At 71.7% G+C, this 25127-nt stretch carries 16 protein-coding genes; 7 read left to right on the top strand and 9 right to left on the bottom strand.

What is annotated here, in order from left to right; genetic code table 11:
• Window positions 1–1001: 1001 nt before the first annotated feature.
• Together AB0G14_RS12535 and AB0G14_RS12540 are read right to left on the bottom strand one after the other, a co-directional pair.
• Window positions 1002–2033, bottom strand: a complete 1032-nt coding sequence (locus AB0G14_RS12535; RefSeq protein ID WP_357696591.1) for a hypothetical protein — start codon at window positions 2031–2033, stop codon at window positions 1002–1004.
• The gene (locus AB0G14_RS12540; protein WP_357696593.1) at window positions 2020–2379 is read right to left on the bottom strand and encodes a hypothetical protein; all 360 of its coding nucleotides are present in this window, start codon (window positions 2377–2379) and stop codon (window positions 2020–2022) included. Before AB0G14_RS12540 ends, AB0G14_RS12535 begins: the two co-directional genes overlap by 14 nt.
• A 287-nt stretch (window positions 2380–2666) precedes the next feature.
• Between AB0G14_RS12540 and htpG the strand changes: the two genes are divergently transcribed.
• The 6 genes from htpG to AB0G14_RS12570 all read left to right on the top strand — a co-directional run bounded on the left by htpG (window position 2667) and on the right by AB0G14_RS12570 (window position 15700).
• A complete protein-coding gene (htpG, locus tag AB0G14_RS12545; protein ID WP_357696595.1) occupies window positions 2667–4595 on the top strand; it encodes a molecular chaperone HtpG in 1929 nt (642 codons plus the stop codon).
• A gap of 77 nt (window positions 4596–4672) precedes the next feature.
• Window positions 4673–5596 (top strand): diacylglycerol kinase family protein, encoded by a 924-nt coding sequence (locus AB0G14_RS12550; RefSeq protein ID WP_357696597.1) that lies wholly within the window; start codon window positions 4673–4675, stop codon window positions 5594–5596.
• Between the two features lie 675 nt (window positions 5597–6271).
• Entirely contained in the window at window positions 6272–9424 is a 3153-nt protein-coding gene (locus AB0G14_RS12555; RefSeq protein ID WP_357696599.1) for a family 16 glycoside hydrolase, read from the top strand.
• A gap of 19 nt (window positions 9425–9443) precedes the next feature.
• Window positions 9444–10412, top strand: a complete 969-nt coding sequence (locus AB0G14_RS12560) for a sugar phosphate isomerase/epimerase (protein WP_357696601.1) — start codon at window positions 9444–9446, stop codon at window positions 10410–10412.
• The gene (locus AB0G14_RS12565; RefSeq protein ID WP_357696603.1) at window positions 10409–11587 is read left to right on the top strand and encodes a multicopper oxidase domain-containing protein; all 1179 of its coding nucleotides are present in this window, start codon (window positions 10409–10411) and stop codon (window positions 11585–11587) included. Before AB0G14_RS12560 ends, AB0G14_RS12565 begins: the two co-directional genes overlap by 4 nt.
• 69 nt (window positions 11588–11656) lie before the next feature.
• Entirely contained in the window at window positions 11657–15700 is a 4044-nt protein-coding gene (locus AB0G14_RS12570; protein ID WP_357696605.1) for a ThuA domain-containing protein, read from the top strand.
• Window positions 15701–15824: 124 nt separating this feature from the next.
• Here AB0G14_RS12570 and AB0G14_RS12575 read toward each other — a convergent pair whose 3' ends face one another.
• The 7 genes from AB0G14_RS12575 to AB0G14_RS12605 are packed head-to-tail and all read right to left on the bottom strand — an operon-like array spanning window position 15825 to window position 23248.
• Window positions 15825–16535 carry an N-acetylmannosamine-6-phosphate 2-epimerase gene (locus AB0G14_RS12575; protein ID WP_357696607.1) on the bottom strand — a complete coding sequence of 237 codons (711 nt, stop codon included), beginning with the start codon at window positions 16533–16535 and terminating at the stop codon, window positions 15825–15827.
• The gene (locus AB0G14_RS12580; RefSeq protein WP_357696609.1) at window positions 16532–17473 is read right to left on the bottom strand and encodes an ROK family protein; all 942 of its coding nucleotides are present in this window, start codon (window positions 17471–17473) and stop codon (window positions 16532–16534) included. The genes AB0G14_RS12575 and AB0G14_RS12580 overlap by 4 nt, the downstream gene beginning before the upstream one ends.
• Window positions 17470–18312 carry a carbohydrate ABC transporter permease gene (locus AB0G14_RS12585; protein WP_357696611.1) on the bottom strand — a complete coding sequence of 281 codons (843 nt, stop codon included), beginning with the start codon at window positions 18310–18312 and terminating at the stop codon, window positions 17470–17472. Before AB0G14_RS12585 ends, AB0G14_RS12580 begins: the two co-directional genes overlap by 4 nt.
• On the bottom strand, window positions 18302–19249 hold the full coding sequence (locus AB0G14_RS12590) for a sugar ABC transporter permease (RefSeq protein ID WP_357696613.1): 948 nt from the start codon (window positions 19247–19249) through the stop codon (window positions 18302–18304). The genes AB0G14_RS12585 and AB0G14_RS12590 overlap by 11 nt, the downstream gene beginning before the upstream one ends.
• A 12-nt stretch (window positions 19250–19261) precedes the next feature.
• Window positions 19262–20545, bottom strand: coding sequence for an extracellular solute-binding protein (locus AB0G14_RS12595; RefSeq protein WP_357696615.1), 1284 nt, complete (start codon window positions 20543–20545; stop codon window positions 19262–19264).
• A gap of 21 nt (window positions 20546–20566) precedes the next feature.
• Window positions 20567–22162 carry an FAD-dependent oxidoreductase gene (locus AB0G14_RS12600; RefSeq protein WP_357696617.1) on the bottom strand — a complete coding sequence of 532 codons (1596 nt, stop codon included), beginning with the start codon at window positions 22160–22162 and terminating at the stop codon, window positions 20567–20569.
• Window positions 22163–22222: 60 nt separating this feature from the next.
• Window positions 22223–23248 (bottom strand): LacI family DNA-binding transcriptional regulator, encoded by a 1026-nt coding sequence (locus tag AB0G14_RS12605; RefSeq protein WP_357696619.1) that lies wholly within the window; start codon window positions 23246–23248, stop codon window positions 22223–22225.
• 495 nt (window positions 23249–23743) lie between these two features.
• On the opposite strand from AB0G14_RS12605, the gene AB0G14_RS12610 reads away from it, so the two are divergent.
• Window positions 23744–25102 (top strand): hypothetical protein, encoded by a 1359-nt coding sequence (locus tag AB0G14_RS12610; protein WP_357696621.1) that lies wholly within the window; start codon window positions 23744–23746, stop codon window positions 25100–25102.
• Window positions 25103–25127 lie beyond the last annotated feature (25 nt).

A 25127-nucleotide genomic window follows, 5' to 3' on the forward strand; every position in this document is an offset into this window, starting at 1 on the left:
CGATGGCGCCGCCGGTGAAGGCGAGGCCGGCAGCGGTCAGGGCGGCCTTACGGATCAGATCGGTACGCATGATGAAGCACCTTTCGATCGGGGGTACGCGGCACACACCAGAAGGGGGGCGGGTGCGCCACGGGAAAGGAAAGGTCAAGCCAGAAATGGGGGGCGCCCTGCGTTCGGGGCGCGGTCCCGGGGGGATGTAACGACGCGGGTCCGGCCGGCATTCCGGCCGTCGCCCCGGGCCGCCGAAACGGTCCGGGGGGCACGCGCTCACGATGGTTACAACGCCCCGGCCCCCCGACCCATGCCCGCCGGGCCGGTGGCCCCCGCCACCACAATCCACCTCAAACCGGACATGACACCCCAGGCTGGACCCGCGATCCTCGCCGAACCGGACACACACCCCAGCGGGCCCTCAACCGACCAGCCGGGAATTGTCTGGTCCAGGGCATCGGTAGGTCCGGCATCAGGCTTGGTTCCTGCGCCGGCACAAGCGGGCCACACCCGTCGGTGGTCCTGCGGCGTCCGTGCCTGAATGTCGGTCGGGCGGTACGGCGGCCGCGAGGCGTCGGGCTGCATCGCGACCGGTCGACCCGCCTCGACAGGTCCGGAGGGTCGGTGCCGTGGGCCCTGTCGAGCTGCCCCGTCCGTAGGACCGCTCGTCACATCAGCGCCGTGGCCCCGGCCGGATCGACGGGTTGGTGAGACTGGTCGCCTGCGACTGTCCTGTTGTGTGCCCCATCTGTGGGGGCACACAACAGGGGGCGAGAAGTGGTACCCCGACCTGGATCGTCTGCGACGTCGTCCGGCTCTCCGCCCCCGATCTCTGCGAGGCGCGTCGGCTGGCGGGGCTGTTGAGGGCCGTCAGTTGTCGGGCGGCAGGCGGCGCCAGGTGCCGAAGTCCCGCACCGAGATCCGGACGCTGTCGGTGGCCACCCGCAGCCACACCCGCACCTCCGGCCGGCTGGGCGCTGCGTGTGCTCCACGGCGGCGGCGCGGTGGGGTCAGTCCCGGGTGGCCGCGTGGCGGCGCAGCAGCGCGATCGCCTCGTCGACGAGGCCACGCTCGGTGAGCAGCGTGAGCAGCAGCGGCAGGGGGCGCCAGTCGTCGGCCTCGACCGCCTGCCGCAGCAGCGCGATCGCCTCGTCGTGTCGGCCCCGGGCGGCCAGCAGGGCGGCCAGCTCGTCGCGGGCCCTCGGGTCGCCCTGGTCGGCGGCGATCCGCCAGTACCGTTCGGCCTCGTCGGCGCGCCCCTCCTCGGCGAGCAGGGCGGCGAGCCGGGCGGCGGCGTGCCAGTCGCCGTGCTCGGCGCGGGCCCGCAGCTCCTCCGTCCGCCCCCGGTCGGCCAGCAGGTCGACCAGGACGCTGCCCGCTCCGCTCGCGCCGGCCCGGTCGAGGTCCCGCAGGTAGCCGGTCGGGTCGGGCACCGCCGCCAGGCCCGAGGACTCCTCGCCGAAGAATCGGCTGCCGCCGAACTCCCGCCGGAGTTGGTCGTCGAGGTCGTCGGCGAGCTCGACCATGGCCCGTACGGCCAGCAGCAGGTGGGTGGGCACGAAGTCCTGCCCGAAGACGGGCACGGACGCCCATACCGTGTCCCCGGTGCAGTAGACGCGGCCGACGACGAGACCGTTGGTCAGGTCGGAGAGTCGCCGGTACAGCGACTCGGTCGGCTGGACCCCGGTGAGCAGCGGCGAGAACACGTCGACCAGCGGCGGGTCGTCCTGCGCCCGTACGAAGATCATGGCGGAGCCGACGCGGATGCCGACGTCGCCGTCGGCGTCGACCCGCAACTGGTCGGCGGTGACGCCCAGGATGCCGGCCAGCACCACCTTGACCCGCTGGGTCAGCTTCCCCCCGTGGTCGGGTTCCCCGACGGGCTCCGGGGCGTGACCGGCCGCTCGGGCGGCCACGGGCCGCGCGGCGAGCGCGGCGGCCAGCCTGGTGCGGGTCGGCACGGGAACGGCCGTGGCCGTGGCGGCCGGCCGGGCCGACAGCGCGGAGACGAACCTGCCCAGCAGGCTCTCACGCGGCGTCATCGTGCTCGCCGTCCGGTCCGCCACGCGTGTCGTCGGACGGCTGGTCCGTCACCCGGACCTGGTCGAACATCTTGGCGATCACGAGCGGCGCCGCCACTCCGAAGGTGAAGCTGGCGAAGGCGGTGGTGGCGAGGCCACCCGCCCCGGCCGCGGCGGCGAGCCCGGTGCCGGCCACGGTCCGGAGCAGCACCGCGAACACGACGATCGGGGCGTCCCGCCGGTCCCGCCACGGCCACTGCCACCGCCCCCCGGACTCGGTGGTCGGGCGCATCATCCCGGACAGGTTGAGCGCCTCGGCCACCGCGCTGCCGACCAGCCCCCACATCGCGGCCATCCATAGAGACACATCCCTACCGTACTGACCGCCGCACGCGGCGGTCGCACCAGCCCTCGGCTTTCCCGGCGGCCACGGTGACGCCACCGTCGACGGTAGAGCCTCCGGGCAAAGCGCGCCTGCCGTACGCAACCCCCGGCCCCCCGCGCGACCCCGGGGCTGATCGTCCCCGGTCGGCGGCTCGGCCGCTGGCGCGTACCCCTGATGACGCCCGGTCGGGAAACTCCGACCGGGCGTGGTCGTCTCGCCGTGGGCGACGGCTCGTATCCTTTCGGCGAACCTCTGGTGGGCTTTCGAGAATGAAAGGACACGGCGTGAGTAACCAGGCCGAGACGTTGGAGTTCCAGGCCGAGGCGCGTCAGCTGCTCCAGCTGATGGTCCACTCGATCTACTCGAACAAGGACGTCTTTCTGCGCGAACTGATCTCGAACGCCTCGGACGCGCTGGACAAGCTGCGCCTGGCGTCGATGGTCGACAAGGACCTGGAGGTCGACACCTCCGACCTGCACATCGAGATCGAGGTCGACAAGGCGGCGCGCACGCTCACCGTCCGGGACAACGGCATCGGCATGTCCCGCGACGAGGTGGTCCAGGTGATCGGCACGATCGCCAAGTCGGGCACGGCGGAGCTGCTGCGCAAGCTGCGCGAGTCCGCCGACGCCGGGGCGCGGCAGGAGCTGATCGGCCAGTTCGGGGTCGGCTTCTACGCGGCGTTCATGGTCGCCGACCGGGTGGAGCTGGTGACCCGGCGGGCGGGGGAGACCGGCGGCACCCGCTGGGAGTCGGCCGGCGAGGGCACCTACTCCGTCGAGGCCGTCGACGAGGTGCCGCAGGGCACCGCGGTGACCCTGCACCTCAAGGCGGCGGACGCCGAGGACAACCTGCACGACTACACCGCCGAGTGGACGATCCGGGAGATCGTCAAGCGGTACTCCGACTTCATCGCCTGGCCGATCCGGATGACCGTCGAGCGCCCGGTCGAGGGCGACGCGACCACGACCGAGACTCAGACGCTCAACTCGATGAAGGCGCTCTGGGCCCGGCCCCGCGACGAGGTCGACGAGGCCGAGTACAAGGAGTTCTACAAGCACGTCAGCCACGACTGGGCCGACCCGCTGGACATCGTGCACATGAAGGGCGAGGGCACCTTCGAGTACGAGGCGCTGCTGTTCATCCCCTCCCACGCCCCGTTGGACCTCTTCGCCCCGCAGGGTCGCCGCGGCGTGCAGCTCTACGTCAAGCGCGTCTTCATCATGGACGACTGCGAAGCGCTCATGCCGAACTACCTGCGCTTCGTCAAGGGCGTGGTGGACGCGCACGACCTGTCGCTGAACATCTCCCGGGAGATCCTCCAGCAGGACCGGCAGATCCAGGTGGTCCGCCGCCGGCTGGTCAAGAAGATCCTGTCCACCGTCAAGGACATGAAGGCCAACCACGCCGAGCGCTACCGGACCTTCTGGACCGAGTTCGGGGCGGCGGTCAAGGAGGGCCTGATCGACGACACGGAGAACCGGGACACCCTCCTGGAGATCCTCTCGGTCGCCTCGACCCACGACCCGGCCGAGCCGACCGACCTCGCCGGCTACGTCAGCCGGATGAAGGACGGGCAGGCCGACATCTACTACGCCACCGGCGAGTCCCGCTCGATGATCGAGAACTCGCCGCACATGGAGGCGTTCCGCGCCAAGGGCTACGAGGTGCTGCTGCTCACCGACCCGGTCGACGAGGTGTGGGTCGAGCGCGTCGGCCAGTACGACGGCCGGACCCTGCGCTCGATCGCCAAGGGCCAGGTCGACCTGGACACCGAGGAGGAGAAGAAGGAAGCCGAGGCCGAGCGCGAGCAGCAGCGCAAGGACTTCGCCGACCTGCTCACCTGGATGGGCGACACCCTCGCCGACTCCGTCAAGGAGGTCCGCCTCTCCTCCCGGCTGACCACCTCGCCCGCCTGCGTCGTCGGTGACGCCCACGACATCACCCCGACGCTGGAGAAGATGTACCGGGCGATGGGGCACGAGGTGCCGGCGGTCAAGCGGATCCTGGAGCTGAACCCGGGGCACCCGCTCGTCACCGGCCTGCGCAAGGCCCACGAGGAGGGCGGCACCGAGGAGTCGCTGAAGGAGACCGCCGAGCTGCTGTACGGCATGGCGCTGCTCGCCGAGGGTGGGGAGCTGGCCGACCCGTCCCGGTTCACCCGCATCCTCGCCGACCGTCTCGCCCGTACCCTCTGACCGTCGCGTCCCGGCCGGTGGGGTCGCTCCCACCGGCCGGGCGTGGGAACCGCGCGGGCTGGGTATCACCGCCCGCCATGAGCACGAGTACCGCGGCGGACGCCGCGCCGGCGGCTGTCGGCACGGTCGCGGTCGTCGCCCACCGCAGAAAGACCCTCGGCGGCGGCCTCGACGCGCTACGCGCGGAGCTGGCCGGCGCCGGGGTCGAGAACCTGATCTGGTGCGAGGTGCAGAAGAGCCGCAAGGCGCCGAAGAAGGTCCGCAAGGCGCTGAAGAAGGGCGCCGAGTTGGTCTTCGTGTGGGGCGGCGACGGCATGGTGCAGCGCTGCGCCGACGCCCTCGCCGGCTCGGGCGCCGCCATGGCGATCCTGCCCGCGGGCACCGCCAACCTCTTCGCCGCCAACCTCGGCATCCCCGAGGACCTTTCCGCGGCGGTCCGGATCGGCCTGCGCGGCCCGCGCCGCGCCCTGGACCTCGGCAGGCTCAACGGCGAACACTTCGCCGTGATGGCCGGCGCCGGCTTCGACGGCGATCTCATCCGCGACGCCAACCGTACGCTCAAGGGCAGGTTCGGCCGCCTCGCGTACATGTGGACGGGGCTGCGGCACGTCCGGGGCGAACTGGTCCGCACCCGGATCACCGTCGACGGCGCCGAGTGGTTCGACGGCGAGGCGAGCTGCGTGCTGTTCGGCAACGTCGGCACCATCACCGGCGGCATCCCCGCCTTCGACGACGCCCGCCCCGACGACGGCTGCCTGGAGGTTGGCGTGTCCACCGCCGACGGCGCGGTGGACTGGGCGCGCACCCTCGGCCGGATGGCCGCCGGCCACTCGGCGGAGTCGCCGTTCGTACGCATCACGCGGGGCCGCAGGGTCAGGGTCCGCCTCGCGGCGCCGCGCAGGTACGAACTCGACGGCGGCGCCCGCAGGGAGGTTACCAAGCTCAAGGTGCGGGTCGTCCCCGGTGCGCTGACGGTCTGCTGCCCCGAACCCGTCTCCTGACCGGCGCCCTCAGGGCAGCGCTGGCGGGGTGTAACGCCTACGCGACCTGCGACGCTACCGACTTTCGTCATTCTGAATGAAAGTAGTGTCAGTGTCGACGAAAGGTCTGGACACGCTGACAGCAAGTCAGTAGTGTCGGTGCACATCAATATGTTTCATCGAGAAGAACCGGCGGCGCGGTGATTCTCGACCGTGGTCCCAGGCGGCGCAACACGCCCGGCGGCCACGGGTAAGGCCAGGGATGGCACCCCGGGTCGGCGCTCCAAGACAGCGCCCCGGTGCGGAAACGCGCCGTGGCTTGACCGATGCCCATCCCTTCACACTCACATCCCGTCACCCCGACGCGGCACCTGTCTGACCCGCGCGCGAACCGGCTCGCCGCTGGCATCAGGCAGACCCCGTTCACCCAGGACGACCGTGACAGCTGGTCACGGCCGAGGACCTCGTGCGGCCAGGGAGGGGCGCACAGGCTGCCGATACGAAGAAGCCGTCGATCTGATGAAGGGTTCGTACGGGCATGTGACGACGCTCGACCTGGATCCGCGGACAGGTGTGCCCCTGCCGCCCCTGGGCAGCTCCCGAAGCCTCGGGACGCGGCAGCGCTGACTACTCATGACATCGGCCGGCCGATGCACGCTGCGCCGGTGTCCCCCTCGGACCGTGAAAGAGGAATCCATGAACGGGTACTCACCGCCCGGTCGGCTCTCCGTGGGCCGGCTCCGGCATGCGATTGCGGCAGTCGCCACGGCGGTCCTGCTGCTGGTGACCGCCGGACTGGTGGCGGCCCCGGCGAACGCGCGCCCGGTCGACGCCGACCGCGCACGGACAGCCGACGCGAGCGGGCCGCCCCGGCAGCTACAGGCCCAGGTGCTGACCTGGACCGCCGGCGACAACTTCCTCTCGTACCTCTCCGCGCCCACCACCGCCGTCGCCGGGCCGGCGACGCTCGTGTTCGAGAACAGCGCCGCGACCGGCAACACCACCGGCATGCAGCACACCCTGACCTTCGACACCACCAACCCGGCGTACAACAGCGACGTCGACGTGAACATCCTGGCCGACCCGACGGATGCCAACGGCGGCCGGTGGACCGTCGACGTGGTGCTCTCGCCCGGCACGTACCGCTACTTCTGCGCCATCCCGGGCCACGGCGGGATGGCCGGCCTCCTGGTCGTCACCGGTGGCGGCTCGGACACCACGCCGCCGACCGCGTCGGCCGCGGTGTCGGGCGAGCGGAACGACACCGGCGCCTACCTGGGGTCGGCGACGGTGACGCTGTCCGCGACCGACGAGGGCTCCGGCGTCGACCGGGTCGAGTACTCCCTGGACGGCGGCCCCTACGGCACCTACTCGGCGCCGGTGACGGTCAACCAGCCGGGGCAGCACACGGTGACCTACCGGGCCACCGACAAGGCGGGCAACACCTCCACCCCGCAGTCGGTGTCGTTCACCGTGGTGGAGGCGCCGAAGCCGGACACCACCCCGCCGACCGCGACGGCCGCGGTCACCGGGCAGCGCGACGACAACGGCGCCTACGTCGGCAGCGCCACCGTGACGTTGTCCGCCACGGACAGCGAGTCGGGTGTCGACCGGGTCGAGTACTCCCTGGACGGCGCCGCCTACGCCACCTACTCGGCGCCGGTGACGGTCAACCAGCCGGGGCAGCACACGGTGACCTACCGGGCCACCGACAAGGCGGGCAACACCTCCGCAGCCCAGTCGGTCTCCTTCACGGTGGTGGAACCGCCGAAGCCGGACACCACCCCGCCGACCGCGACGGCCGCGCTCACCGGGGAGCGCGACGACAACGGCGCGTACGTGGACTCGGCGACGGTGACGCTGTCGGCCACCGACACGGAGTCGGGCGTCGACCGGATCGAGTACTCCCTCGACGGGCAGCCGTACGCCACCTACACCGCGCCGGTCGCGGTGACCCAGCCCGGCCAGCACACGCTGAGCTACCGGGCGACGGACAAGGCGGGCAACACCTCGGCCGCGCAGTCGGTGTCGTTCACCGTGGTGCGACCGCCGGAGCCGGACACCACCCCGCCGACCGCGAGCGCCGCGGTCACCGGGGAGCGCGACGACAACGGTGCCTACGTCGGCAGCGCCACCGTGACGTTGTCCGCCACGGACACCGAGTCGGGTGTCGACCGGATCGAGTACTCCCTGGACGGGGCCGCCTACGCCGGCTACTCCGCGCCGGTGACGGTCAACCAGTCGGGGCAGCACACGCTGAGCTACCGGGCGACGGACAAGGCGGGGAACACCTCGGCCGCGCAGTCGGTGTCGTTCACCGTGGTGCAGCCGCCCGCCCCGGACACCACGCCACCGACGGCGACCGCCACGGTGAGCGGCCAGCGGGACAGCGCCGGGGCGTACGTCGGCGCCGCCACGGTCACCATCTCGGCCACCGACGCCGGCACCGGCGTGGACCGGATCGAGTACTCCCTCGACGGGCAGCCCTACGCCGCCTACTCGGCGCCGGTCACCGTCAACCAGGTCGGCCAGCACACGGTCGGCTACCGGGCCACCGACAAGGCCGGCAATACCTCGACCCCGCAGTCGGTGTCGTTCACCGTGGTCGACCCGCCGGCGCCGGACACCACCCCGCCGACCGTCACGGCGGCGCTCTCCGGCCAGCTCGACGACCACGGCGCCTACCTCGGCAGCGCCACCGTCATCCTCACCGCCGCCGACGCCGGCTCGGGCGTCGACCGCGTCGAGTACTCCCTCGACGGGCAGCCGTACGCCCGCTACTCGGCCCCGGTCACCGTAAACCAGCCCGGCGGGCACACGGTCAGCTACCGGGCCACCGACAAGGCCGGCAACACCTCGGGCACCGCGTCGGTCACCTTCACCGTGGTCGCCAGCGGCCCCAGCGCCTGCCCGGTGCCGGACACCCGGCCGACGGTGTGGCTCGGCACGGTCGACAGCGGCGTGCCGAACCGGGTGGTCGCCGACGGCTGCACGATCAACAACGCCATCCACGACGAGAAGGCGTGGCCCAACCACGGCCAGTTCGTCAAGCACGTCACGGACGTCGCGGAGCACCTGCACCACCTCGGCCTGATCGACCACAAGGAACACGGTCGCCTGGTGAGCGCCGCCGCCCGCTCCGGCGTCGGCAAGCCGGACGGGAAGAACGGCTACCAGCCGCTGCTGGACGCCTCGGCGGCGTCGTTCGACCGGTGGGAGCACGTCGGCGCGGGCGGCTTCACCCGCAACGCCGACGGCTCGATCACCAGCCGGGCCGTCCCCGGCCTCGGCATGCTCTGGCTCCCCACCGCCGAGTACGGCGACTTCTCGCTGAAGCTGCGGTGGCGCGACGACGCCCCCGGCACCGGCCGCGCCAACAGCGGGGTCTTCGTCCGTTTCCCAGACGTGCACGGCCACGCCCAGGAGTCCCGGCCCGAGTGGGTGGCCATCAAGTACGGCCACGAGCTGCAGATTTACGACCGGCCCGACGGCGACCAGTACAAGAGCGGATCGGTGTACGGCTTCGACCGGGTCGACCTGGCCGGCGCGCAGGTGGCCCCGAAGGGCACCTGGAACGACTACGAGATCCGGGTGGTGGGCCAGCACTACTCCGTCTTCCGCAACGGCGAACTGATCAACGAGTACGTGAACACCCCGGACGCGGTGTTCAGCCCGCCCCGGGCCGACGACCCGGGCGGCGCCGGCCGCCAGTACGCCCGCGGATACATCGGACTGCAGAACCACGGCACCGCCGACGTCGTGAGCTTCCGCGACGTGCGGATCGCGCCGCTCTCCGCGTGCTGCCCCGGCGGCGCGCCCTCCTCTGCCAACCCGAGCAGCTGCTGCTGACGATCGAAGGGGAACAACCATGGCGAAGAACAGGATCGACCGTCGGGCGTTACTGCGCGGCCTCGCCGGCTCCACCGTCGCGGTCGGCGCGGCGAGCCTCGCCGGAGCGCTGCCCGCCACGGCGTCCGGCGGCGCCTCGAACGGCCACCTGGTGCCGCGCGGGCACCTGGGCATCCAGCTCTACAGCGTCCGGGACAAGGTCACGCAGTTCGGCTTCGCGGCCGTCTTCGAGGAGCTGTCCCGCATCGGCTACCGGGAGGTGGAGTTCGCCGGCTACACCCAGGGCAACGTCGGCCCGATCACGCCGGCGCAGATCCGCCGGCTGCTCGACGACAACGGGCTGAAGGCGGCCGGCAGCCACCGCGGGCTCGGTGACTTCCGGAACAACCTGGAGTGGGAACTGGACGTCGCCGAGACCCTCGGCATGCCGGCCCTCGGCACCGCGCAGGCGCCCACCGGCAACCGCACCATCGCCGGGTACCAGGCCGCCGCCGCCGAGTTCAACGCGTGGGGCGCCGCCGCCGCGGCCCGGGGGATCAAGCTCTACCAACACAACCACACCATCGAGTTCAGCTTCGCCGTCGACCGGCCCGGCGTGCGGCTGTACGACCTGTTCCTGGAGCTGACCGATCCCCGGTACGTGTTCCTGGAGATGGACATCCTGTGGGCGTACGGGGGCGCCCGCAAGTACCCGGGGTTCCGGCCGGTCGACTACGTCAACGCGCATCCGCACCGGTTCCCGCTGTTCCACGTCAAGGACGGCGTCCCGCTGCCCGACCCGCAGCAGGGCAACTCCTACCTGGACGTCGAGTTCGGCGCCGGGGTCATCCCGTTCGCCGAGTTCTTCACCGAGCTCGACGGGGGTGGCCGGTTCACCTATCTGTGGGAGCAGGACACCGGGCCGAATGCCCAGCCCAACCCGCCGGGCTCCCTCGGCGCCGCCGAGCGCAGCTACCAGCGCATCGTCGACCTGCGGGGTGACCGGTGAGCGCCTGGCGTCTCGTCGAGGACCCCCCGCCGCCCGGGGACGGCGGGGCGCCCGAGGACGACCGTGCCGGCCAGCGCCGCGGACCGAGCACCCGCCGGCTGCTGGTGGTGGCGGCCACCGTGCTGCTGACCCTGGTCGGCGCCGGCGGCCTGGCCGCCGCACGCTCCGGGGCGTTCTTCGCCGAACGGCCGGAAGGCTGTGCCAAGCCGGACCGCAGCATGCAGCTGTACGCGGTGGAGCTGCCCAAGGACGGCACCCAGATCCGGCTCGGCTACGGCCTCACCCCGCAGACGGCCTCCTACCCGGGCCCGACGATCGAGATGACCGAGGGGGAGTGCGTCGCCATCACCCTGCACAACCTGGTGCCGGCGGCCACCCTGACGCAGCTGCGTACCGACCCGGCGCACCCACTGGGCGTTTCGCTGCACGTGCACGGGGTCAAGTACACCCAGCTCTCCGACGGCACCGTGCAGAGCGGCTCCTTCGTCCCGCCCGGCGAGTCGCGCACGTACACCTGGTTCGCCCAGCAGCGGAACAGGAAGACCGGTTCGCCGGGCACGGCCGGCTACTGGTGGTACCACGACCACGTGGTGGGCGGTCCGCACGGCACCCAGGGCCTCGGCGCGGGGCTCTTCGGCGGGCTGGTGGTCCGGCGACCCGGCGACCCGAAGCCGGATCGCACCTACACCGTGGTCTTCGGTGATCGGCAGAGCATCAACCTGCGCCGCGGCGCGGCCGCCGACACCTGCGACGCGCAGAACCCGCAGCCGGGGCCGACCTGCCTGGTCGCCCGCAAGGGGGAGAAGGTCGAGTTCGTCGTCGTCGGCATCGGCAACGACATGCACACCTTCCACCTGCACGGGCACTCCTGGGCGGACACCCGGACCGGCCTGGTGGACAACGGACAGCCGTTCGCCGACGGCGTCCCGATCATCGACAACAAGCCGCTCGGCCCCGGTGACTCGTTCGGGTTCCAGGTGGCGGCCGGTGACTCGGTCGGACCGGGGCACTGGATGCTGCACTGCCACATGCAGTTCCACTCCGACGGTGGCATGTCGACCATGCTGCACGTCCTGGACGAGGACGGGACGATGCCCCCGGGCCACGACCACCACTCCCACCCGGCGAACGCCACCGGCACCACCACCGGCGCCGGGCAGCACCAGCACAACTGACGCACCGTCTCCTGCTCGACCCGCTCGGACAACGCACCTCCGCCACACCTCACCTGTGAAGGAGTCGAAATGGCTCAACAACGCCGTTTCCGGCTGTCCCGATGGGGCGGACGTCGGCCCGTCGACGTCACAGCCGCCCCACCACCGGTCACCCGCCGGGCCCTACGACGCACGAGCGCCCTCGCCGCGAGCGCCGTGCTGACGCTCGGCCTGCTGGCCCTGCCCGCGCACGCCGCCGGCCCGGCGCCCGTGCAGGCGGCGCCCGCCGAGGCCGCTGCCGCGGTGAAGCTGCTGGTCTTCCACGGTCCGGTGGACCAGCAGGACGACCCGGTCACCAAGGCTGTCGACGCGATCCGGGACCTGGGCGCGGAGCACGGCTTCGCCGTCGACGCGTCCGCCGACCCGGGGGTGTTCACCTTCGGCAACCTGGCCCGGTACCGGAGCGTGGTGTTCCTGTCCGCCAACGGCGTCACCCTCGACGACGCCCAGGAAGCCGCCTTCCAGGCGTACATCAAGGGCGGTGGCGGTTTCCTCGGCGTGCACGACGCGGCCCGCGCCCAACCCACCTCCGCCTGGTTCACCGGCCTGATCGGCACCCGCCCGGCCGCCGGCCTGCCGAACGCCGAGAAGCCCGTCTCCGCCTCGGCGAGCGCCGAGAACCCGCCGAACGAGACCGCCGCGAAGGTGATCGACGGGTCGACCGGGACCAAATGGCTGACCTTCAACCCGACCGGCTGGCTGGCGGTGAAGCTGGCGAAGCCGGTGGTGGTGAGCCGCTACGCGCTGACCTCCGCCAACGACTTCCCCGGCCGGGACCCGAAGAACTGGACCCTGCAGGGCTCCGAGGACGGCACCACCTGGACGGACCTGGACACCCGCAGCAACGAGACGTTCCCGCAGCGGTTCCAGACCCGGCAGTTCAGCTTCACCAACAGCAAGGCCTACCAGCACTACCGGCTCAACGTCACCGCCAACAGCGGGGAACCGCTGATCCAGCTCGCCGAGCTGTGGCTGATCGGACCCGACGCCGGCCCGCCGCCGGACAGCACGGTGCAGCAGGCCGTGGTCGACCTCACCGACCGGCAGCACCCGGCCAACCAGGGCCTACCGCTGACCTGGAAGCGGTCCGACCAGTGGATCAACTGGGACCCGAGCCCGACCGGCCGGGTGCACACCGTCGCGCAGGTCGAGGAGGGCACCTACAACCCGGGCCTGAGCGGCAACGGCGCCTTCCACCCGATCTCCTGGTGCCAGGACTACGACGGCGGCCGGTCCTTCTACACCGGCATGGGGCGCACCGAGGCCAGCTACACCACCGACAAGCAGTTCCGCAGCCACCTGCTCGGCGCGATCAGGTGGACCGCCGGCCTGGTCCGCGGCGACTGCCAGGCGACCGTCGCCTCGAACTACCGGATCGAGCGGCTGACCGCCACCAACCAGCCGGGCCAGCTCGACCAGATCGGCGAGCCGCACGGCCTGACCATCGCGCCCGACGGCACGGTGTTCTACATCGGCAAGGCGGCCTGCCCGTCCGGGCCGATCGTCAGCTGGGACGACCCCAAGGTCGGCCTCGGCTGCGGGACCATCCACCAGTGGGACCCGAAGACCAAGCAGGTCAAGCTCCTCACCACCCTTCCGGTGATGGGCAACCGGGGCAGCGGCAGCGAGCTGGTGAAGAACGAGGAGGGCCTGGTCGGCATCACCCTCGACCCGAAGTTCGCGCAGAACCGCTGGATCTACGTCTACTGGATGCCGCACGAGTCGATCGACCGGGTCAAGCGGATCGGCCAGCGGACGGTATCCCGGTTCACCTACGACGCCGCCAAGCAGACCATCGACCAGGGCACCCGCAAGGACCTGCTGCACTGGGACACGCAGATCCACAGCTGCTGCCACGCGGGCGGTGGGATGACCTTCGACGAGAGTGGCAACCTCTACATCGGTACCGGCGACAGCAACTCCTCCGGCGGCTCCAGCGGCTACTCCGGCAACAACTGGACCCAGGAGTACCAGGGCGTGTCGTTCCAGGACGCCCGGCGTACCTCCGGCAACACCAACGACCTCAACGGCAAGATCCTGCGGATCCACCCGGAGCCGGACGGCACCTACACGATCCCCGACGGCAACCTGTTCACCGGCAAGGAGGAGGGCGGCGGCAAGACCCGTCCGGAGATCTACGTGATGGGTGTCCGCAACATCGCGCGGATCGCCTGGGACCCGGTCAACGACTGGCTGACCGCCGCGTGGGTCGGCCCGGACGCCGGTGGCCCCAGCCCGGAGCTCGGGCCGGCGAAGTACGAGACGGCGACGATCATCACCTCCGCCGGCAACCAGGGCTGGCCGTACTGCATGGGCAACCGGCAGCCCTACCGGGACCGCAGCAACACCGACGCCAACGTGCTCGCCGGCTGGTACGACTGCGACAACCTGAAGAACACCTCGCCGCGCAACACCGGGCTGGTCGACATCCCGCCGGCGCGGGACAACATGATCTGGTACTCGCCGCAGGGCGGTGGCCCGGTCTACCCGAAGCGCACCGACGGCAGCGGCCTGCCGACCTACCAGGTCGGTGAGGAGACGTTCACCCAGCCGTACCTCAAGGGCGGCGGACAGGCCATCATGGACGGCCCCACCTACCAGCGGGAGAAGGTCGACGTCGACAGCGGCGTGGCCTGGCCGGCGTACTGGGACAACAAGTGGTTCATCGGTGACCAGTCCAACGCCAACAACCGCGTCGCGGTGACCGTCGACCCGGCGAACGTGCCGAAGCAGGGGCCCCCGGCCTTCGCCGAGGACCTGCGCAGCATCATCCGCTCGGGCAGCGGCGGCACCCAGCTCCAGTCCTGGATGGACGCCAAGTTCGGCCCGGACGGCGCGCTCTACCTGTTGGACTACGCCGGCGGGTTCTTCAGCCTGCACCCGAACCAGAAGCTGATCCGGATCGCATACCAGGGCGGCCCGGCCACGCCGAACCCGAACCACGCCACCGCGCGGGCCGTCGCGCAGAGCAACCCGAAGACCATCGCCTTCTCCAGCGCGAAGGCCGGCGGCGTGGCCTGGGAGTGGAACTTCGGTGACGGCAGCGCCCCGTCGCGCGAGGCCAACCCCACCCACACGTACGCGAAGTTCGGCACCTACCAGGCGACGGTGAAGGTGACCTACGCCGACGGCGAGGTGGCCACCGCAACGATCGAGGTGGTCGTCGGCTGTGCCGCACCGGACACCCGCAGGACGGTACGGCTCCTCGACGCCGACACCGGCGTGACCAACCACCAGGTCGGCGGCAACTGCACCGTCAACGACCTGATCGACGACGAGCGCATGTGGCCGAACCACGGCCAGTTCGTCAGCCACGTCAGCGACGTGGTCGCCGGGCTGCGCTCCGGCGGCGTGCTCGACAACCGCGAGGCGTCGACGCTGAGCCGGGCGGCGGCCCAGTCCGAGATCGGCAAGATCAGCGGCTACCGGGCCATCTTCGACGGGACGGCGCAGTCACTGGCCGACTGGCGGCAGGCACCCGGCGGGTCGTTCACGCTGCGACCCGACGGGTCCATCCGCAGCTCCGGCGGGCTCGGCATGCTCTGGTACGCCAAGCAGGAGTTCGCCGACTTCTCGCTGCGGATGCAGTTCCGGGACGTCTCCGCCGAAGGCGTCCACGCCAACAGTGGCGCCTTCGTCCGGTTCCCGGATCCCAGAATCCCGCTCGACCAGCGACCGGCCGGCAGTTGCGGGACGGTCGGGTCGGCCCGTAGTTCCCAGGCCTGGGTGGCCATCTACTGCGGTCACGAGATCCAGATCTACGACGGTCCCACCGGCGAGCCGCAGAAGACCGGGTCGATCTACAACTTCGACCCGGTCGGGCTGGACCAGGCCGGGGTGACTCCGAAGGGCCAGTGGAACGACTACGAGATCCGGGTGGTCGGGCAGCACTACACGATCACCCGTAACGGCGTCGTGATCAACGAGTTCGACAACACGCCGGGCAAGGCCTCGTCCCGCCAGGGCGACCCGCCGACGGACCTGCGCCAGTTCCTGAGCGGATTCGTCGGGTTGCAGAACCACGGCAACAGCGACCTGATCGACATCCGCAACGTCAGGGTGCGGGAGCTGTAGCAGCCGGGCGCCGGGTGCGGAGGTGATCCTCCGCACCCGGCGCACTGCCGGCCGCGCCCTCGCGACGACGATCGTGCCGGCCCGGCCGGGGCAGACGGACTCTCCAGCGGCGCGGGGGCCGGCGTCAGGCCCGGTGCTCCGCGTGCGTCACGGCCGCCCGGCGGGTGGCCGCGACGAGCCGGCGCGTGATCCACAGCGGAGAGGTGACGGCGTTTCCCATCACCACCGAGTGGGCTCCGGCCGCGAAGGCCCGGTCGATCTGTTCCGGACTCCGGTAACGGCCCTCGGCGATCACGGGCACCGGCAGGAGCGCGGCGAGCCTTGCGACGAGCACCAGGTCGGGGCCGTCGCCGGGTGGGCTGGACGGCGTATAGCCGGAGAGCGTCGTGGCGACCGCGTCCGCACCGTCGCGGACGGCGGCCACCCCCTCCGCCGCCGTGGAGACGTCCGCGAGGACCAGCGCGTCGGTCCGCTCCCGTACCGCGCGGACCGTGTCGGCGAAGGTCCGCCCGTCCGGACGGGGACGGTTGGTGGCGTCCACGGCGACGATGTGTGCCCCGGCCTCGGCGACGTCGACCGCGTGCGCTGCCGTCGGGGTGATGAACACCCCGTCGACGCCGTGCTTGTGCAACCCGATGACCGGCACGTCGACGGCGGCGCGGATCGCCGTGATGTCGGCGGTGCCGTTGGCCCGGACCGCCACCGCGCCGCCCCGTACCACCGACGCGGCCACCCGGGCCTGGACGTACGGGTCGCGCATCGGGTCGTCGGGTTCGTCGGGCAGCGGCTGGCAGGAGATCACGAGGCCACCGGCCAGGTCGTCGAACACACTCACGGTCTCGTCCTCTCGTCGTCGGCCACGGCCGGTGTCGGGCCGGGGTCGCCGGCCAGTCGGGCGGCGCCCACCACGACCGCGTCGGCACGCAGCGCCGCAGGGAGCAGGGGCACGTCTGCCCAGGCCGCGGGCAGTTCGGCGGCGAAGGCGGCGCGGGCGCCGGGGAGCAGGGCGCCGGCCGCCCCGCCCGCCACCACCACCGCCTGCGGATCGAGGACGGCGACCAGTCCCGCGAGCGCCCGGCCGAGGGCCGTGCCGGCGAGGTCCACGACCTCCCGGGCGACCGGGTCGCCCGCCGTGGCACGCTCGGCCACGTCCTGCCCGCTGATCCGCAGGCCGGTCTCCAGGGCGTACGCGGCGGACAGCCCGCTGCCCGAGGCGATGCCCTCCAGGTGTCCGTCCCGGCCGCACCCGCAGCGCAGCCGCTCGGCGCCGGGGGCCGGCAGGTGCCCCACCTCGCCGGCGGCGCCCCGGGCACCGGTCGCCAGGCGGCCACCCCGGATCATGGCTCCGCCGAGGCCGGTGCCGACCGCGACCAGCAGCAGGTGCGGGCAGTCCCGTCCCGCTCCCACCCAGCCCTCGCCCAGTGCGGCGGCGTTGACGTCGTTGGTGACCCGGACCGGTCGACCCAGCCGTTCGGCCAGCTCGTCGGCGACCCTGGTGCCCGCCCAGCCGGGCAGGCTGTCGGTGGCGTACCGGATGGTGCCGGTCGTCGGGTGGACCGTGCCGGCGGTGCCCACGCCGACCGGGCCGGCGCCGGCCGCGTCGAGCAGCCCGCGGGCGAGCCCGGCGGCGGTGTCCAGCACGGCCGTCGGGCCCGACGCGGCGGGGGTGGGTGCCAGGCGACGCCCGAGCACCTCCCCGTCGGGTCCGACCAGCGCCGCCGCCGTCTTGGTGCCGCCGATGTCGAGGCCCACGAGGGGAGCGGGCCTCGTCACCCCTTGAGTCCGGTGTGCGCCAGGCCCTCGACGAACTGCTTCTGCGCGATGACGAAGACCACCAGGACCGGCAGCGCGGTCATCGACGCCGCGGCGAGCTGGACGTTCCACATCGGGCCGCCGTAGGCGTCGACGAACTGGGTGAGCGCCTGGGGCAGGGTGAACTTCTCCGGCGAGGAGAGGAACACGATCGGTTCCAGGTAGAGGTTCCAGCTGTGCAGGAACGTGAAGATGGCGACCGCGCCCAGCGCGGGCCGGGACAGCGGCAGCGCGATCTTCCAGAAGGTCGCGAAGCGCCCCAGCCCGTCGACCCGCGCCGCCTCCTCCAACTCGCCGGGGAGGCTGACGAAGAACTGCCGCATGATGAACGTCGCCAGCACGCTGGGCGCGCCGAGGATCGGCACCAGGATCAGCGGCCAGTGGGTGTCGACCAGGTCCAGCTTGAAGAACATCTGGAACAGCGGCACGATCGTCACCTCGCTCGGGATGAGCAGGCCCGCGAGCACCACCAGGAACAGCACGTTCTGGCCGCGGAACCGGATCCGGGCGAAGGCGTACCCGGACAGCGCGGACACGGCCAGCGTGCCGACGGTCACCACCAGCGCGATGTAGAGGCTGTTCAGGTACTGCCGGCCGAACGGCTGCAACTCGAACACCCGCTGGTACGCGTCCAGCTTCGGACTCGCCGGCAGCAGCTGCGGCGGGAAGGCGAAGATGTCGGCGACCGGCTTCAGCGAGGAGGTGACCATCCACCAGGTCGGGAAGACGAACGGGATCGCCAGGACCAGCAACACCCCGTAGAGCACCAGCTTGGTCCGGGGCGACAGGTCACGATTCATGGAAGACCCATCTCTTGCGCATCTGCCACTGCAGCACGGTGAGCGCGAGCACGATGGCGAACAGCACGATCGACAGCGTGGCGCCGTAGCCGAAGTGGTGGAACTGGAACGCCTGCTGGTAGAGGTAGTAGACGAGCACGGTGGTCGAGGTGCCGGGCCCACCCTGGGTGAGCACCGCGATCTGCGCGAAGACCTGCAACGAGCCGACCACCGTGATGATCGAGGTGAGCAGGATCGTGGGGCTGATCAGCGGCACGGTGATCCGCCAGAACTGGCGTATCCGGCTGGCTCCGTCGACCTCGGCGGCCTCGTACATCTCCGCCGGCACGCCCTGCAGGGCGGCCAGGAAGAGCACCATGTTCAGCCCGACGTTCTTGAACACCTGCACCACGACGACCGAGAGCATCGCGGTGCCCTCGCCGCGCAGCCAGTTTGGTCCGTCCACGCCGACCGTGTCGAGCAGGCCGTTCACGCCGCCGTCGTCCTGCAGCAGGAACCCCCACACGATGGTCCAGGCCACCAGCGAGACCACCACCGGCGAGAAGAACAGGGTGCGGAACACGATCGTGCCGCGCAGCTTCTGGTTGAGCAGGACGGCCAGCAGCAGCGCCAGGCCGAGGTTGAACACGACCAGGCCGACGGAGAACAGCCCGGTGGCCCGCAGCACCGCGCCGAGGTTGGGATCGTCGGCGAGCGCCGAGTAGTTCTCGGCGCCGACGAACTCGAACGTGCCGGCCAGCACGTTCCACTCGTGCAGGCTGTACCAGACCACCAGGATCAGCGGCAGGATCACGAAGGCGACGCTGCCGAGCAGCTGCGGCGCGATGAACAGGTAACCGGTGAGCTGGTCGCGGCGGCGGCTGGTCCAGTACCGCCGCGACCCGCCCCGGGTGGGCGCGGCCTCGACCCCGCCCACCCGCGTGTCCGTCTGGGACATGGTCCGGCTGCCCTACTTCGCCAGCAGCGGCTGGATCTTGGCGCAGAGCGCGCCGAGGACGGCGGTGACGTCCGCGTCCGGCTTCCACAGCGGGTCGAGCCCGGCGCGGACCTGCTGGCTCAGCTCGGCCTGCCCGGCGTGACTGGGCTTGATGACGCCGTTGGTGATGCCGTCGATGACGACCTTCTGCAACTGCTCGGGCTTCAGCGTCGGGTTCGTCTTGGCCAGCGTCTCCGCGGTGAGCTGCGACTGGCGCGGCGGCGGGAAGAACTGGGCGAGCTTGGCCGAGTTGGTGGGGTTGGTCAGGAACGCCAGGAAATCGGCGGCGGCCTGGGCGTTCGGGCTCTTCTTCATGACTCCGACGCCGGCCTGGCCGACCACCGAGTAGCTGCCCTTCGGCCCGGCCGGCAGCGGGACCAGGTCCCAGCCGAAGCCGTCGGGCTTCAGCAGCGAGGCGCGGGAGATCTGGGTGACCGTCATGGCCGCGTCACCGGCGAAGAAGTCGGCGGTCGTGCCCGGGCCGGGCAGCGCCTTCCCGGTGAAGATCGCCTTGTGGAGGGTGGTCATCGCCTCGACCATCTCCGGGGCGGTGAAGCCGCAGGACTTGCCGTCCTCGCTCCACGCCTGGGCGCCCCAACCCGTCCAGAAGGTCGACAGGTTGTCCCAGCCCTTGTAGTCGAAGTCGCGGATCACGAGGCCGGCCTTGCCGGTCGCGCCCGCGGTGGCGCCGGCGACGGCCAGCGCGTTGTCCCAGTTCCACTGCCCGGCCGCGACCAACTCGGCCGGCGTCTTCTGGCCGGCCTTCTTGAGCAGGTCGGTGTTGACGAAGACCCCGAACGGCGAGGTGGAGAACGGGTACGCGTACAGCTTGCCGCCGTTCTGCCAGAGCTTGAGGGTGGCCGGGGAGATGTCGTCGTACTGGTAGCCCTCGGCCTTCTTGAGGGTCTCGTCGAGCGGCAGCAGCGCGCCCGAGGCGACGAAGTCGGGGGCGGAGTTCTCCAACACCCAGGCTAGGTCGGGCGCGTTCCCGCCGGCGATCTGGGTGGTCAGCGTCGTGGTGTAGGTCTCGAAGGGCAGCGGGTCGAACGTGATGGCCGCGACCTCCGGATGGGTCTTGCGGTACTCGTCGGCGATCTCGTTGAACAGCTTGAGGTGCGCCTCGTTGGCCGACCAGATGGTCATCCGCAGACTGGCCGGGCCCTTGTTCCCGGCGTCGTCACCGCCACCGCAGGCGGACAGCGCGAGGACGCCGGCCAGTGCCGCGGCGACACCGCGCACACCCTTTCCCAATCTCATGATCTTCTCCTCCGGGGGTGTTCAGTAGCCCACGATCCGGGGCCAGCGCATCTCCACGCCGGCCGCCGAGAGGCGGTCCTGGAATTCGGCCAGCAGGCGGGGGGTGCCGCGGACCGCGCGCGGGGACTCGCCCCGCGCCAGGCAGAAGTCGGCGAGCAGGCCGGCGACCTCGCCGACGTTCCACTCGACCGGGTGCAGCCGGTAGCTGCCGTTGGTGACGTGCGTCGTGCCGATGTTCTTGCCGGCCGGGAGCAGGTTCTCGACGCGCTGCGGGATCAGCGCGCCGAGCGGAATCTCGAAGGGGCAGGAGCCGACGTCGATGTAGTTGTCGCCGCCGGTCGACGGGTGCAGGTCGATGCGGTACATCCCCACGCCGATCGAGTCCGGGTAGCTGACGGCGCCGTGGTCGCCGCGGACGGCCAGTGACAGGTCCTGCTCGACCACCGTGTACTCGGCCCGGACGCGGCGTGACTCCCGGATGTAGGGCGCCTGCGCCAGGCCGTCCCGGCTGCCGGTCACGTCGCCGCGCAGGCGCAGGCCGGGGAAGCCGGTCCCGCCGTCCGGCCGGGGCGCCTCGGTCTGCAGCCAGTACAGCACCGAGTACGACAGCTCGCGGGCCTTGCTCAGGTGCCAGGACGCGTTCGGCACGTCGATGACCGGGCCCTCGAAATAGTCGATCATCGGCCAGTTCACCAGCGTGATGTCGCTGTCGTACGCGCCGTCGGTGAAGTTGCGCCGGGCGGCGATGCGCCGGAACGTCCAGAGGTTGCCGTCGCCGGGGTTGACCCGCTGGTCGGCGTTGACGGCCAGCGGGTCGTCGTCCGGGTTGGGGGTGAAGCTGCGTTCGACGATCTCCAGGGTGCGGGGGTGCGGCGACCGCCAGGACAGCAGCCGGTCACCCCAGAAGTCGGGCTTGTAGTCGCGCCAGAAGTCGTATCCGGCGGGACGGTCGATGGTGTGGTCGCCGTCGACGTGGTCGAGGGCGAAGCAGACGGAGACGGCCTGCATGTTCATCGGCTGCGCCTCGGCCGGCGCGCTGGGCTCGCCGGTGTCCGCCTGCGACTCGAAGCCTGTGACGTACTCGGTGCCGGACAGCGGCAGCAGCTCGCCGGTCTCGGTGGCGTCGAGGACGTACGGGGCGGTGATGTCGATCCGGTCGTCGCGGTCGCGGTGCGCCACGGTCACCGCGACCACCCGGTCCCCGTCGGTCTCCGCGGCGACCGGCCGGTACGGCTGGAGCACGGTCAGCCGGCCGGCGCCGCGGTACGGCGCCAGCATCTGCTCGATGACGGCGACGGCCACCCGGGGCTCGTGGCAGAGCCGGCTGACCCAGCCGGCCCCGGGGTTGAGGTCCGTCCAGCCCCGGGACCGTTCGGTGAGCGGGTAGTGCCGGCGGTAGTAGTCGCGGATCCCGGTGCGCAGGGCCCGGTAACTCGCGGTGGCCCCGAACTGTTCGATCCAGGAGTGCTCGTCCGGCGGGACGGCCTGGCTGGTGAGCTGCCCGCCGAGCCAGTCGAACTCCTCGGTCAGGATGACCGACCGGCCGGCCCGGGCCGCGGCGAGCGCAGCCGCCACCCCACCCAGCCCGCCCCCGACGACGAGGACGTCCGCACGCATCTGTACCACTTGCTTCCTTCCGGTTGCACGGTCACCGCGATGGGCGCGGCCGACCGCCGATCAGGGGGCGCCGAGGGTGTCGCCCTCGACGAGTTCGCAGGGGAGCAGCCGTTGCTGCACGCCGTCGGCGCTGCCGTCGATGACGCCGGTCAGCACCTCGACCGACTGCCGGCCCATCTCCTCGCGCGGGATGCGGAACCCGGTGAACGCGATGTCGGTGGGCACCGGGACGGTCGGGTCGCCGAGGGTCAGGATCGACAGGTCGCCGGGCACGGCCAGGCCGCGTCGCCGGGTGGCCAGCTCCAGCGCCACGGCGGTGGCGAAGTCCTCCACGAAGGCGACGGTGGTCCGGTCGGCGAGCAGGTTGTCGAGGACCGCCTCGGCGTCCTGGGCGGCGGCCGTCAGGTGGCGGGCGCTGTCCGCGGCCGTCGCGGACGCGACGAACCCGCGCCGCCGGTCCTCGGAGGACTCCGCGGTGGTGCCCATGCTCAGGTAGGCCAGGCGCCGGTGTCCGCGGGCGAGGGCCAGGACCACCAGTTCGCCCACCGCCCTGGCGTAGTCGGCGCCGACGTACGGCACCGGACCGCCGGCGTCGTCGCGGCGGCCGACGGCGACGTACGGGAAACCGTCGCGGTTGAGCCGGCTCAGTTCCGCGCCGTCGATCTCCCGCCCGAGCAGGATGCACCCGTCGGCCAGCCGTAGCCGGTTGTCCTGGTGGAAGATGCGCCGGCGGCCGTCGACGACCGGGGCGCTGGTGAACAGCAGCAGGTCGCAGCCGGCGCGCTCCGCGTAGTCCTCGATGCCGAGCAGGAAGGGGTGGAAGAAGTCGCGACTGCCGCTGGGGAAGGCGGGCTCGTAGGTGAAGACGCCGATGATCCGGTTGAACCGCGCGGCGAGTCGGCGGGCCACGGGATCGGCGGCGTACCCGGTCTCGGCGATGACCCGCAGCACGCGGTCGCGGGTCTCGGGCGCGATGCGGACGTCGGCGTCGGCCCGGTTGTTGAGCACCAGCGACACGGTCGCCTGGCTGACGCCGGCCAGCCGGGCAATGTCACGCTGTGTGACGCGTCGGGGGGTAGCGGGCACAACGCTGTCCTTCCGGTGCGGCTAATGCGTATTAGCGCTCGGCGATGGGAGGAGCCTGGCGGGCCGACCGGGTGTGTGTCAAGGGGTGGGCGTAGATATTTCAGCGAGATGAACTCCCAGGGCTAATGCGCATTAGCTCGCGAGTGGACCACCGACGGCCGCACCGGGTCGTGCGACGCCTGCCGCACGACGGGGGTGCGTCGGGGAGCGCGGCGGCCCCCTTGACAAGGCTGGCCCGGGTCGAGCAGCATTCGGGAAGCGTCAATGCTAATACGTATTAGTCGCCGGTCGGGCTACCCGCCCCGCGGCTGCGGTCAGCTGACCGTCTCACCCTGCGTGACCTCGCGTCGCCACGTGGCGCGATGCGCCACGTCCACAGTCACCACCCGTACGGGGCCGTCCCCCTGATCTCCACGTCGACGGTCCCCTGCACCGGCTCCCCGCCCGGGCCGGCCGGGGAGCGCCCCCACCACCCCCGAAAGAGCAGGAGCAGCCATGACGAAAGCACCCGTCCGAGTGCCCAGCCGCGCCGCCGTGGCGGCAGCCGGCGTGGGCATCCTGGTCGCCGCCGTGGCCGGTGCCGCTCCGGCCGCCGCCGACCCGGCACCGGACTTCCCCCGCTTCACCTACGCGGGCACCGCGTTCGACAAGAGCGCCCTCACCTACAACCCGACGAACGAGTTCATCTTCCCGAGCGTCATCCGGGCCGCCGACTACTTCTCCGAGCCGCTGGGCACCTACTACCTGTACTACGCGCCCCACGAGCGGCCCGGTGGGATCGCCCTGGCGTATTCCGACTCGATCGACGGCCCGTGGACCGAGTACCGGGCCAACCCGTTGATCAGCAACACCTGGCTGCCCCACTACGCCACGGTCAGCCACATCTCCTCGCCGCACGCGATCTGGGTCGAGGGCGAGCGGAAGCTGTTCCTCTACTTCCACGGCGAGAACTCGATCACCCGGTACGCCACCTCGGACGACGGCATCCACTTCAGCTACGGCGGGACGGCGGTCAGCCGGGACCACAGCACCGGTGGGGAAACCTCCTACGCCCGCGTGTTCGAGCAGGCGGTGCCGCGGCTGGGCAGCCGGTACCTGATGGTCTTCATGGACAATCCCACCGCCGCGCTGCCGGGCCCGACCGGGCCGGTCTCCCGACGCATCCGCTGGGCCGTCTCCCCGGACGCGCGGACCTGGACCATCCAGCCCGACCCGATCGTGACCCCGCAGGGCATCGAGGGCCCGAACGCCTCGGGGCCGTTCTTCCTGCGCTGGAACGGCCGCAACCTGGTGATCTTCCACGCCGCCGACGGCAACATGCACGCCGTGGACGTCGGCGAGAACTTCGACCGGGAGGTCCACCTCGGCGTCGTGCACGACTCGATGAACACCGCGCCGGACCTGGGGCGGTCGGCCGCGCCGACGTTCTACTTCGACGGCCGCACGGCGCACATGTACTACGAGGCCGGCGGGCGGCTCACCGCGACGATCGGCCACGCCGTCGCCACCCTGGACCAGCCGGTGCCCGCCCGGGAGATGGACTGCGCGGTGGACCGGCCGGTGCTGTGGCCGCCGAACCACGAACTGGTCGACGTCACCGTGACGGCGGACCTGCGCGACGGCGTCCTCGGCCCGAACGCGCTCACCCTGACGGCGGTGACCGGCGGCGACGTCGCGGACGTCAGCGGCTTCACCGTCGGCACCCCGGACACCAGCGGCCGGCTGCGGGCGGAACGCGACGGCGCCAGCGGGGACCGCGTCTACACCCTGACGTACGCGGGCCACGACGAGATCGGCCGCCCGGTCGGCTGCGCGGTGACCGTCACCGTGCCCCACGACCGGCGCGGCAGCTGACCGGCGGGCGCCGGCCGTACCGCTC

Source organism: Micromonospora sp. NPDC023814 (assembly GCF_040639595.1).
In the GTDB taxonomy this organism is placed as follows: Bacteria; Actinomycetota; Actinomycetes; order Mycobacteriales; family Micromonosporaceae; genus Micromonospora.